Genomic DNA, 12,935 nt, shown 5'->3' on the forward strand with positions numbered 1-12,935 from the left:
TAAAATTTTATTACTTTACTAACAACTTATGAGAAGGGGCAAACTTAGTCAGGTTTATTCCTTGTACTGCTTGTTTGTATTCTTCAATAGTTGGAGTTCTACCTAAAATAGTCGATAATACTACTACTGGCGTAGAAGAAAGTAATGATTCTCCTTTTTTAGCATCCGTATCTTCTACTACTCTTCCTTGAAACAAACGAGTAGATGTAGCCATAACGGTATCGCCTTTAGCTGCTTTTTCTTGGTTCCCCATACATAAGTTACATCCTGGACGTTCTAAATACAACATATTTTCATACTCAATGCGTGCACTTGATTTAGGATTGTTGTCATCAAATTCAAAACCTGAATATTTTTGCAACACTTCCCAATCTCCTTCTGCTTTTAACTCATCTACAATATTATAAGTTGGCGGTGCTACTACTAACGGTGCATTGAATTTTACTTCTCCTTTTTGTTCTTCTACGTTTTTCAACATTTGAGCTAATATTTTCATATCGCCTTTATGTACCATACAAGAACCTATAAATCCTAAATCAACGGTTTTAGTTCCTCCATAGAAAGACAATGGACGAATGGTATCGTGTGTATAACGTTTAGAAACGTCTTTATTGTTTACATCTGGATCGGCAATCATTGGTTCGTTTACCACATCTAGATCTACTACTACTTCTGCATAGTACTTAGCGTTTGCATCTGGTTTTAATGCGGGTTCTTTCCCTGAACGAATCTCTTCAATACGTTGATTTGCTTTATCAATTAAACCTTGTAGTACTTTATTTTTGTTGTCCATTCCTTTATCAATCATGATTTGGATTCTAGACTTTGCAATTTCTAATGATTCTATTAGAGTTTCATCTTCAGAAATACAGATAGATGCTTTGGCTTTCATTTCTGCGGTCCAATCTGTAAAAGTAAAGGCTTGATCTGCTGTTAGTGTACCTATATGAACTTCAATAATTCTACCTTGAAAAACGTTTTCGCCTCCAAACTGGTGTAACATTTGTGCTTGTGTTGCATGAACGACATCACGGAAGTCCATATAATTGGCCATATTTCCTTTAAACGTTACTTTTACAGACTCTGGAATTGGCATAGAGGCTTCTCCTGTAGCTAAAGCTAAAGCTACTGTACCGGAGTCAGCACCAAACGCCACTCCTTTAGACATACGTGTATGTGAATCTCCTCCTATAATAATGGCTCTATCATCAACTGTAATATCATTTAACACTTTGTGAATTACATCAGTCATTGAATGGTATACTCCTTTAGGGTCACGCGCTGTAATCAAACCAAAATCATTCATGAATTTCATTAATTTTGGAATGTTTGTTTGTGCTTTTTTATCCCAAACGGAAGCGGTATGACATCCTGATTGGTAAGCACCATCAACAATTGGCGAAATTACGGTTGCTGCCATTGATTCTAATTCTTGGGCAGTCATTAAACCTGTAGTGTCTTGGGATCCTACAATATTAACTGTTACACGAACATCAGAACCTGCGTGTAATACCTTTCCTGGTGTGCTACCTACTGCATTTCTATTGAATATTTTTTCTACGGCTGTTAATCCTTGTCCTTCTATAGAAACTTCTTTTGAAGGAGCAAAAACTACAGGTGCTGTTATCCCTAATGTCTTTGCTGCAAAGGTTTGTAATTTTTTACCAAAAACAATAGCATAAGATCCTCCTGCTTTGATAAATTCCATTTTTTGTGGAGTAAATGATTTTGATAAATCAATTAATTCTTCATCTCCGTTGTATAATTTTTTTGTTTTTGTGTTGATTGTTAAAACAGTTCCTGTTTCAACAGAATAGACTTGTTCTAATACAGGTTCTCCATTTTCATCTCGAACTAGTTCTCCATTTATATCTGTCTTTTTTATCCAGTTTTTAAGATCAATACCAATACCTCCTGTTACGTCAACTGTAGTTAAGAAAATTGGGGAAATGCCGTTAGTTCCACCTACAATTGGAGCGAAGTTTACAAATGGTACGTAAGGACTTGCTTGTTTACCTGTCCATAGGGCTACGTTATTCACACCTGACATACGAGAAGATCCTACTCCCATTGTGCCTTTTTCTGCCACTAACATTACACTCTTATCTGGATGTTGTGCTTTTAAAGCTTCTATTTCTTCTTGTGCCTTAGGAGAGATCATACATTTACCATGTAATTCTCTATCAGAGCGTGAGTGGGCTTGATTTCCTGGAGAAAGTAAATCTGTAGAAATATCTCCTATACCAGCTACGAAAGTAATGACTTTTATTTCTTCTGCTACTTCTGGTAACTTTGTAAAGAACTCAGCTTTAGCATAACTTTCTAGTATTTCTTTAGCTACTGTATTTCCTTTTTCAAAAGCTACTTTTAAACGATCCATATCTGCATCGTATAAGAAAACTTGTGTTTTTAATACTTCTGCTGCCTGTTTGGCTATTTCGGGAGTATTTCCTAAAGCTAAATCCAGCAATACTTCTATAGAAGGTCCCCCTTTCATGTGTGACAACAATTCGAAAGCAAAAGCGGATGAAATTTCGGCAACTAGTTCTCCTAAAATTATTTCTTTTAAAAAATCAGCTTTTACTTTTGCTGCTGGGGTTGTTCCTGGCAAGGTATTGTAAATAAAAAACTTTAGAGAATCTTCTCTATCTTGATTTTTTACATCTTTAATTTGTAGTACAATTTCGTTTAATAATTCAGCACTATCAATAGGTTTTGGATGCAATCCTTGTCCTTTTCGCTCTTCAATTTCTTTAAGGTATTCTTTATACAATTCCATATCTAATTACTATAAATATAAGGTTATCATTTTTGTTGTTCAAATTTACGAAATGTTCAGATTGCTTAAAAATTTTCAAAACAAATATCGCAATCTTTCATTATTTTTTACCAAAATATCAAATTAAGCACTTTATATTTAAAAATAAATAAATAAAACAGGTTGTATTTTAACGAAATACAACCTGTTTTAGTTTTATAAAATATTTTTATTATTATTTTTTGGCTTTTATATATTTAAATAACCAGTCATAAAAGGCATCTTTATGAAAATAGCGTTCTACACTGCCATGATTTCCATTGGGCTCTATGGTAAAAGTAGCATCTGCTTCTGGTATACATTTTTTTATAGCCTCATATACTTTTGAGGATTCTCTTAATGGTACTATAAAATCTTTTGCACCATGAATAATCCATAAAGGAAGTTGTGCTAAGTTAAAACTATCTGCGGTATTGCCTCCTCCACATATAGCAACGGCTGCTGTTAATTCATTTGGGTATTTTCCTGCAAAATGTAAGGTTCCATATCCTCCTAAGCTCATTCCACAAACGTAAATACGGGTTGGATCTACAGCGTAGTTTTCTTTTGCGTATTGAATAAGTTCTAATACTTTATCAGGATTCCAAGCTCCTTTAGCTAATTGGGGTGCCATTACTACCGCATCAATTTTACGTCCGCGTTCTATAGCACGCAGAACGCCGTATCGTTTTACACGATTCAAATTGGTACCAGAGAGACTTTTACCGTGTAAAAAAAGTAATAAAGGTAATTTTTCTCCTTCTTTAGGGGCTTGTACCCAAAAAGGATAGGAGGTTTTTCCTTTAACGGCTTCTATTTTTTTAGGTTTTTCTTGAAAAGATAAGAAAAATAAGGCTATAATTACTCCTATCCATCTCATAATTAAAACAATTTTTGAATAATACTTTCTTCTGTAATACCTTCGGCATCTGCCTTATAATTTTTTACAATACGGTGGCGTAAAATTCCCACTGCTACGGCTTGTACATCCTCTATATCAGGACTAAATTTACCTTGTAGAGCAGCATGTGTTTTGGCAGCTAAAATTAAATTTTGAGATGCTCGTGGCCCTGCCCCCCAGTCAATATAGTTTTTGACTAACTCTGGAGCTAAAACATTATCAGGACGAGTTTTAGACACTAAAGTTACGGCATACTCTATCAGGTTATCTGTAACAGGTATTCTACGAATCAATTGTTGGAATTCAATAATTTCACTTGGGGTAAATAATGGATTTACGTTTACTTTTAAATCAGAGGTGGTATTTTTTACAACCAAAACTTCTTCTGCAAAGGTTGGATAGTTTAACTTGATAGCAAACATAAATCGGTCTAACTGTGCCTCTGGCAAAGGATAGGTTCCTTCTTGTTCTATTGGGTTTTGAGTAGCCAATACAAAAAAAGGCAGTTCTAATTTGTAATGATGACCAGCCACCGTAACTGATTTTTCCTGCATAGCTTCTAAGAGTGCTGCTTGGGTTTTTGGCGGTGTACGATTTATCTCATCTGCTAAAATAATATTAGAAAAAATAGGTCCTTTTATGAATTTGAAGGTGCGATTTTCATCTAAAATTTCACTTCCTAAAATATCGGACGGCATTAAATCTGGAGTAAACTGAATACGTTTAAAATCTAATCCTAATGCTTGCGAGATGGTATTTACCATTAATGTCTTTGCTAATCCTGGCACGCCTACTAAAAGTGCGTGTCCACCAGAAAATATACTTAATACAATTTGATTGACTACTTCTTCTTGTCCTACAATTATTTTACCAATTTCTGCTTTTAATTCTTTTTGTTTCTGAACTAATCGTTCTATAGCTGTTACATCTGACATTCTATCTATGTTATTTTATATTTTTTGAATTTTGATTTTAAAATTGAAAACATATAAAATCATAACTCACTTATAAGATTTTTTTTTACCTTTAGAAAAGTTAAAGCTAATGTTTTTATTTGATTTAAAAAAATTTGAAATAAAGCTAATTACTCATCTAAACTCTTTTTTCGTAAGATTCTTAGCACTTCGTTAAAACCTCTGAATTGTTTTAGATAAAATTCCAATTGTTTTTCATCATAATTTTTTATTATAAATTGAACAATTTCGTTCACCTCTTTTTTCTCGTGTAATGACGAACTACGGATATTGCATAATGCTTTTAAGAATTTAATTTCTGACATTTTAAAAGCATCTTCTTTGTATTGATTAAAAATGGTGTAACTATCTGTTTTATTTAAAATATCAAAAAGAAATTCTTGTTTTCCTTCTTCTTTTTTTAGTTGATAATATAACTCAAATGCTTCTTGGTTTCCAGAAACTATGGCATTAGTTGCATTTATCAACAAAGCTTGTCGGTACTTTTTAAAATCTTCTAAAGGAGCATATTTTTTTATTAATTCATAGTTATTTAGACTAAAAATATATTTCCCGTGTCGTGCTAGTAATAAGGCTAATTTATCATTTTGCTCTAGTTTGCGATACAATTCATCTAAAATTTTCACATAAGGGGTGTTAAATTCCGCATAATAATTACTATCTATTTGGTCTAAAGCATATTTTTCTACTTTTTCATTTTCACCTAACTCTTTTAATGCTTGAATGAGTAAGAGGTTATAGTCGTTTTGAAATTTTACGGGTTCAAAGATTTTTACATACTTAGCAAACATCCCATGTTCAATGTAAATAGGTAAAACAAATTCTCTTAAATGAAAGTTTTGTAATCCCCAATCTGTTTTTTTTTCTAAAAAAGGTTTCGCTTGTTCTTCCAATTTATTCAAGAAAAAAGCAAGTTTTAACTCGTTTGTTTTTGAAAATTTATAAATTTTATCCGTATAAAAAAAATCAGTATATTCTTCTCTATCTGTTATTTCAAAGACTATCAAGGACTCTACTCTTTCGCACCATAGATCAAAATCTTTTAGGAGTAAAAGGTTTGTAATAAAAGTTTCTTTTATTTTATTAATAAAGGTTTCAATTCGAGTTGTATGCAAATAATAGTCATTATAAAATTGCCAAAGTTCTTTGGCTATGTAATTAATAAGTTTTAGATTTTCTAGAGTTTGACTTTGTAAAAGGGCATCAATATAAGGTCTTAGACTTATTTGAAGGGTATCTATAATTTTTTTAACCTCATTGGTTTGTACTGTTTTTCTTTTTCCTATAATAGATTTTATGGATTCATTAATAATTGTGGTAAGTTTTTCTTCGGAAATTTGAATTTCTTCTTTAGAGAATTGATTTTTAAAAACGAAGGCTATTTCTTTATTGGTATTTAATAAATCTGCTATCCAAATTCGCAAATCAAGATCTGAAATCGTTTCTAATAATTGATCTGATTCGGATTGCTTTTTAACGACTCTTTTTTTTACTTTTTCGGTTGTTGTTTGATTTTTAAGGAAAGAAGCTAATGCTATTATATGTATACAAACTCCATTATCTGAACAATCGCAAAGGGTTGACTCGATTTGTTTCTTGGAATTGATTTTTATTTGCACATCATAACTTTTATCTTTTTGATCTACATAAGCAACGAACGAGTTCGGTTCTAACTCATCTAAATCACGAACAGTTAGGTTCTTTATTTGTTTTAGTTTTGTATTATTTTCTTTTAAAAAGGAAGCAAGAGTATGCATAGATAGTAATAATTACGAACTCACCCTCTTAAAATAAATAGTAATAAAAAAGAGTTAATTCTATAAAACTATAAAATTAACTCTTTTTAAATAAAATAAAAAATTATTTCTTTAACCAGTTATTTGTGAAGGTACAGTCACGGTACTCTCCATTAATTTTAATATGGGTTTCTTTTATTTTATCTGCACTCCATTTTGCAATTTCTTTTAATTGCTTTTCTTTTAACGCTAATTCTTTTAAACGCAAGTAATCTTTAGCATAGTCAGCCGTATGTTCTTCAAAACGATTGGTTACGGTCATGATTTTAAAAAATTTAGCTCCTGTTCTATCCTCATCTGTTACTGGATAGGATATTTCACCATCTTTTAGGTTTGCTACGACTCCATAAATAGAGGGATCCATCTTAGTCAACTCAAAACGAGTGTCTTGTGTCTTAGGATTTAGCAAAACCCCTCCGTCATTTTTAGTTTCTTTTTCATCTGAAAATTGGCGAGCTGCTTGAGCAAAAGTTAATTCTTTATTTAAAATACGTGATCTAATTTTTTCGGCTTTTTCCCTTGCTTCTTTTATGGCTTTATCAGAGGCTTTAGGAGCAATTACTATATGTCGTAATTCTAAATCTTGTCCTTTAATTTTTTCTAATTGGATAATGTGATAGCCAAATTCAGTTTCAAAAGGTTCTGATATTTCTCCTTCTTGTAAACTAAAAGCTACGTCTTTAAATTCTTTTACAAACTGAGTTTTTCGATTCATTTTGTAATATCCTCCGTTATTCTTAGACCCTGGATCTTCAGAATACAGAACGGCTTTTGTAAAGAAACTAGCTCCATTTTCTAAAACCTCTTTTTTTAATGATTTTAGTTGATCTATAATAACCTGTTTCGAGTCTTTAGATATTTCAGGTTTTACAACAATTTGAGCTAATTCCATTTCTGCTCCAAAAACGGGTAATTCTTCTTTTGGAATTTTTTTATAAAAATCACGAACTTCTTCAGGAGTAATAGTTACGAGGTCTACAATCTTTTTTTGCATTTCTGCCGTTAATTTATTTGATTTAATAATATCAAATAATTCCGTTCTCAAATCTTGCTCGCTAGATTTCCTGTAGTATTCAACTACTTTCTCCATGGATCCTAATTGTTGTTTAGCATAATCTAGCTGTTCTTCTAGTTTTTGATTGACTTCTGCATCTGTTACTTTTATACTGTCTTGAACTGCTTGATGTGCGTATAATTTATCTTCTAACAACTTACCCAACATTTGACAGCGAGAAATTTCTTTTGTATTAATTCCTTGTTGTTTGAGTTCAATGTACGTTTTGTCAATATCTGAATCTAAAATTATATAATCTCCAACTACTCCAACTACCCCATCTACTTTTGTTTTTTGAGCAGTAGTCGAAAAAACGGCAATGAATAAAGTTAGAAAAACACTTACTTTTTGAATTAATTTCATTTTATTGCTTTATTACTTTTTATTTGGATGTTTTTAACTTTTCAAAAATACTATTATTAACATTAACTTTAAATTCTTTTTTGAGTTCAGAAACCCAACTATCTTCAAGATATTGTTGATAATCACTAATAACTTTTCCTTTTATTTCTTCTAATGTCTTTTGTCCAGCTGGTAAAACCTTTAATACTTTATTAACGTAAAAATACTCTTTTTCTTTATAAATCTTAGAAACTCCTTCTTTCAAAATTATATTAGGGTTCATCCCTTCTTCGATTGTTTCTTCTTTAGGTATAACATGAACGACTTCTTTTGTATTTATTTTTTCTTTCAATAGATCTACGGTAGTATTTTCTCTTAATATTTTTTGAGCTTTCTTAACAAGTTGCTCATTGGTAGAAGATACTATTATTACTTTTGCTCTATTCTTCCATTGGTAGTTCAATTTATTTTGTTCGAAATAATTTTTAAGTCCAATAGAATCTTGTTTGGCCTTATTCCAAATTTCTTTTTCCATTAGATCAAATAAGAGCAGACCATCTCTATACTCTGCTACGATATTTTCAAAATCAGGAAATTCTTTTTCTAAATTTTCATTATAATAAAGATTTAATTGATTATCTATAAAATTGGAATATACTTGATCTATCCATTTTTCAATAGGTTTTATTTTTGTTTTTGCTTTTTGTTGCGAACTTAATTCATTTAGAAAAGCAGTTCCTGGAATAGATTTATCTGCTAATTTTACTAATTCCCCATCAAATTGCTTTTTATCTTCTGGCATTTTCCACTCAGTAGTATAATAACTATCTGTTATACTATTTCTAATTTCTGAAAACATTTTTTCATTACGTCTTACAGGATATTTTTCACGTAGTTTAGATGTTAATGCAGAAACTATTATTTTGGAGCGATCATCTTTTCTAATTTTAGTGTCTAGCTCACGTTCCATCTCTTGTAATTTCTTAATGGGATGTTTTTCAATAAGTTTAACTATGTGCCATCCGAATTGGCTTTCGAAAGGTTCTGAATAATCTCCTGCTTTATTTAATTCAAATGCTTTATTTTCAAAAACTTCTGAACTCAACTGACCTGAACTAAAACGAGGCAAAGTTCCTCCTTTAGGAGCAGAGCTTTTATCTTCTGAATATTGATTTGCTAAAGTAGCGAAATTTTCGCCTTGTTTTAATTTTGAATAAATATCAAAAATTGAGTTTTTAGATTTTATACTATCAGCATCTGTAGTACTTTTCGTCTTTAAGATCATAATATGGGCTACTGTTAGCTCTCCTCTATTTTCTCTTATATCTTGCACTTTTAGTAGATGATATCCAAACTTTGTACGTACTGGCATAGATATTTCTCCTATTTTTGTGTTATAAGCTGCTGATTCAAAAGGATACACCATACGAAAAGCAGAAAAATATCCTAAATTTCCTTTATTTTCTTTAGCAGAAGGATCTTGAGAATATTGAATTGCCAATGATTCAAAAGACTCTCCTTTCAGAGCCTTGTTTCTTATCTCTTGAACTACTTTATAAGCCTTTAGTGTGTCTTGAGCTGTTGCATTTTCATCGCATAAGATAAGAATATGTGATGCTTTTACTTCTTTTTGAATTCTGGAATAGGCTTCATCAATTAATGCTTTTGTAACCTTACTATCGGAAGTATAATTTTTAGCTAATTGATTTCTATAAGAACGCAACTCATTTTTGTATTGCATTCCATTTTGCAATCCTAATTTATTAGCTTTATGAATTTTTAATTTATAAGCTACATATAAATCTAAGTAAGCATTCAAATCTTTTTGCGATTCATCCTTAACCAAATCAATATTTTTATTATAAACTCGTAAGAATTCATCTGTATAATACGGTTTATCATCAATGGTAAATAATATGTCCTTATTTGTACTTTGTGAAAAACCTACAGTAGAAACTGCAAATAATGCAGTAGTTAAAAACTCTTTTAGATTCATTATTCTATTGTTATTTATAAATAGCAAAGCAAAAATAAGAATTAGAACACATTAAACAAGTAAAGATAAATCTATTAACAAAAAATTATTAACGAAAAAAGCACCTCCTATGAGGTGCTTTTTAACCAAGCTTTTATATTTTATTACATTTTTACAATGATAAATTCACTTCTTCTGTTTGCTTGATGTTGTTCTTCTGTGCAAGAAGATTGATTGGTTGGTTCGCAACCACAATCATTTACTAATTGTGATTCGCCATAACCACGTCCTGTTAAACGATCTTTAGCAATACCGTTTTTAACTAACCAAGCTACTGTTTCTTTTGCTCTACGATCTGAAAGTTTAGCATTATAGGCTACTGTTTGACGACAGTCGGTATGTGATCGAACATCTACCTTCATGGTTGGATATTGCTTCATTACTTCTAAAATCTTGGCTAATTCTACAGCTGCATCAGCACGGATAAACGATTTATCTAAATCGAAATAAATGATTTTAATTTCAAATATTTTAGCTAAATCGGATCCTTCTTGTATTACACGTACTTTTTTAGCGGTGTCAATAGGTAGATTTGTTTTTCCTGTTTTATTTGGAATGTCTACTGGTTTTTCTTTGGTTTCATAATCTTCTTTTTCTGCTCTTACGTAATATTTTTTACCCGCAGGAACTTTTTTGAAATCATAAAAACCTTTTTCATCAGCAAGAACTTTTCCTATTTCATTAAACGTCTCATCATATAATGTTACTGTGGCTCCAGGAATTACTTCTCTAGTTTCAGAATTTGTAACAACACCTGCTAGTTCGTGTTGAATTTCTAGATTGAGTGGTGATTTTTCTATAAAGCTATAGATGTCATCTAATCCTTTGCCTCCTGAACGGTTTGATGAAAAGAAGCCTTTTCCTTTTTCGTCTATGATAAAGGCGAAGTCATCCATCGGACCATTTACTGGAGATCCTACATTTACTAAATTGGATACCATGCCTTTCTCATCTAATTGTGCGGCATAGATGTCTAATCCTCCTAGTCCTTGTTGACCATCGGTTGCATAATATAGTACACCTTTGTCAGTTATGAAAGGAAAGGTTTCTCTGGCTTCTGTATTGATTGTATTTCCTAGGTTAATAGGTGTTCCGTAGCTATTTTCTCCTAAAATAGCTACCTTGAACAAATCCGATTCTCCGTATGTTCCTGGCATATTAGAAGCAAAATATAAAGTCTTTTCATCAGGGGATAAAGCCGGATGGGCTACACTGTATTGATCGCTATTAAATGGTAGTTCTACTATATTAATCCATTCTCCTTTTGCATTTAAATTAGCACGATAGATTTTCAGATTGATGATTTTTTTATCATCTCTTCCTACTTTTCCTTCATTGAAATTATTACGGGTAAAGTATACCGTTTTTAAATCTTTGGTAAAAACGGGAGAATCTTCGTGATATTTAGAATTGATTTCTTTAGCAAAACGAGTTGTATTAAGAAGATCGTCTCCTGTTTCATTTTTATCAGCAGCATACAGGTTGGTAAATGATTTCCCTGTCCATTTAGCTTTTGCTTTGAAAACGCCGATGGTATCTCTAGTAGATGCAAAAAGTACTTTGTCTCCATAAAATGCGGTACCATAATCGGAAGAACTGCCGTTAATGCTTACTGGTTTTATTTCAAAACGCCCAGAATTTTTTGCGATAATATTTTTATAATCTTTTTGATTATTATAAATATTGGCTCTTGTATCCTTTGATGTTAATTCATAAAACTTACTCATATATTCATCGGCTTTTTTGTAATCTTCTACCGATTTGAGGGTTTGTGCATAACGATAATAGTATTCGGGTTCTACTGTTTCGCCTAAAGCAAATAATTCAGCATACCATTTATGAGCATCTACTAATTTAGCATTGTAATAATACGAATCTCCTAGGCGTTGGAATAACTCTTTGGATTTATATCCTTTTTGAGCTACTTTTAAGTAGGTGTCAATTGCATCGACGTATGCTAAACCATTATAGTGATTACCTGCTTTTATGATTTTTTTCTCTTGTGCATATCCTCCGTGCAAAGACAATCCTAATACGGTAAATAAAATTATTTTTTTCATAATAATAGTTTTAGAAGAAACGTGGGGCTACCACTTTTTCTACACGTTTAAACAATTCATAACGTAAAAATACTTCATGTGAGCCAGAGTTAAAATTTCCTAATCTGGTAACATCTCGATCATAGGCATATCCTATCAACCATGAGTCATTAATCTGAAATCCTGCCATGGCACTCCACGCAGCGCTCCAACGATAGGCGGCTCCCAATGAAAATTTTTCATTAAACCAAAAATTCCCTGATAAATCAACTTGTAATGGGGCTCCATTAACATATTTAATCATCGTTGTGGGTTTAAACTGTACTTCGCTACTTAAACGAAATACGTGTCCCGCTATTAAATGGGGGTGCATACGTTCACTGGCTACGTATTGCACGTCATTATCATAATATTTTTGTTCTAATATAAAAGGGATGGATAGTCCTACATAGGTCTTATCTGAATACCAAAATGCTCCAGCTCCTATATTAGGAAAAAAACGATTGTCTACATTTTGTCTTATCAAACCGTCGGATACATTATGAATCTTAGTCTTATTAAAATCAACACTAAAAAAATTGGCTGTTCCTTTTATACCAAACGACAATTTAGAATTCTCGGAAGTATTAATATTATAACTAAGGTCTACTGATATAGCATTTTCATCTGATGGACCTATTTTATCGTTTATAACACTTACTCCTAATCCCATCCTATTGTTAAGACCTAAAGGGGTACTCATTGCGACTGTATTTGTCTTTGGGGCTCCTTCTAATCCTACCCATTGGGAGCGGTGCATTACTAAAGCACTAAAACAACCGCGGGTACCTGTGTAACCAGGATTTACATTAGCAGTGTTATACATATATTGAGTATACTGTGCTTCTTGTTGAGCAAAACCAACTCCACTCATTAAAAGTAGTAAATATATAATTTTGTTTTTCATATCATATTATTTTTTAAATATCCTCCGCCCTAAAGGCGGAGGTATATTAAT

8 protein-coding genes are annotated in these 12,935 nt (G+C 31.8%); all 8 read right to left on the minus strand.

Translation table 11 applies throughout. From position 1 onward, the window contains the following. Positions 1-10: 10 nt before the first annotated feature. Positions 11-2,779 carry a bifunctional aconitate hydratase 2/2-methylisocitrate dehydratase gene (locus HUE53_RS02325; RefSeq protein WP_014165041.1) on the minus strand — a complete coding sequence of 923 codons (2,769 nt, stop codon included), beginning with the start codon at positions 2,777-2,779 and terminating at the stop codon, positions 11-13. 214 nt (positions 2,780-2,993) lie between these two features. Beyond that, positions 2,994-3,677, minus strand: a complete 684-nt coding sequence (locus HUE53_RS02330) for a carboxylesterase family protein (protein WP_014165040.1) — start codon at positions 3,675-3,677, stop codon at positions 2,994-2,996. A 2-nt stretch (positions 3,678-3,679) separates the two neighbouring features. Next, on the minus strand, positions 3,680-4,633 hold the full coding sequence (locus tag HUE53_RS02335) for an AAA family ATPase (RefSeq protein ID WP_014165039.1): 954 nt from the start codon (positions 4,631-4,633) through the stop codon (positions 3,680-3,682). Positions 4,634-4,782: 149 nt separating this feature from the next. Continuing rightward, entirely contained in the window at positions 4,783-6,429 is a 1,647-nt protein-coding gene (locus HUE53_RS02340; RefSeq protein WP_077225908.1) for a hypothetical protein, read from the minus strand. Positions 6,430-6,532: 103 nt separating this feature from the next. Next, positions 6,533-7,885 carry a peptidylprolyl isomerase gene (locus tag HUE53_RS02345; protein WP_014165037.1) on the minus strand — a complete coding sequence of 451 codons (1,353 nt, stop codon included), beginning with the start codon at positions 7,883-7,885 and terminating at the stop codon, positions 6,533-6,535. Positions 7,886-7,904: 19 nt separating this feature from the next. Further along, positions 7,905-9,860 carry a peptidylprolyl isomerase gene (locus HUE53_RS02350; protein ID WP_077225907.1) on the minus strand — a complete coding sequence of 652 codons (1,956 nt, stop codon included), beginning with the start codon at positions 9,858-9,860 and terminating at the stop codon, positions 7,905-7,907. 143 nt (positions 9,861-10,003) lie between these two features. Next, positions 10,004-11,959, minus strand: a complete 1,956-nt coding sequence (locus tag HUE53_RS02355) for an OmpA family protein (RefSeq protein ID WP_014165035.1) — start codon at positions 11,957-11,959, stop codon at positions 10,004-10,006. Positions 11,960-11,969: 10 nt separating this feature from the next. Continuing rightward, positions 11,970-12,884, minus strand: a complete 915-nt coding sequence (locus HUE53_RS02360; RefSeq protein WP_065212963.1) for a PorP/SprF family type IX secretion system membrane protein — start codon at positions 12,882-12,884, stop codon at positions 11,970-11,972. Positions 12,885-12,935: the final 51 nt, after the last annotated feature.

Source organism: Flavobacterium columnare (assembly GCF_014844295.1).
In the GTDB taxonomy this organism is placed as follows: domain Bacteria; phylum Bacteroidota; class Bacteroidia; order Flavobacteriales; family Flavobacteriaceae; genus Flavobacterium; species Flavobacterium columnare.

Excerpts from the sequence above, each read along its gene's own strand:
- HUE53_RS02325 (WP_014165041.1), bottom strand. The coding sequence starts at position 2,779 with ATGGAATTGTATAAAGAATACCTTAAAGAAATTGAAGAGCGAAAAGGA.
- HUE53_RS02330 (WP_014165040.1), bottom strand. The coding sequence starts at position 3,677 with ATGAGATGGATAGGAGTAATTATAGCCTTATTTTTCTTATCTTTTCAA.
- HUE53_RS02335 (WP_014165039.1), bottom strand. The coding sequence starts at position 4,633 with ATGTCAGATGTAACAGCTATAGAACGATTAGTTCAGAAACAAAAAGAA.
- HUE53_RS02340 (WP_077225908.1), bottom strand. The coding sequence starts at position 6,429 with ATGCATACTCTTGCTTCCTTTTTAAAAGAAAATAATACAAAACTAAAA.
- HUE53_RS02345 (WP_014165037.1), bottom strand. The coding sequence starts at position 7,885 with ATGAAATTAATTCAAAAAGTAAGTGTTTTTCTAACTTTATTCATTGCC.
- HUE53_RS02350 (WP_077225907.1), bottom strand. The coding sequence starts at position 9,860 with ATGAATCTAAAAGAGTTTTTAACTACTGCATTATTTGCAGTTTCTACT.
- HUE53_RS02355 (WP_014165035.1), bottom strand. The coding sequence starts at position 11,959 with ATGAAAAAAATAATTTTATTTACCGTATTAGGATTGTCTTTGCACGGA.
- HUE53_RS02360 (WP_065212963.1), bottom strand. The coding sequence starts at position 12,884 with ATGAAAAACAAAATTATATATTTACTACTTTTAATGAGTGGAGTTGGT.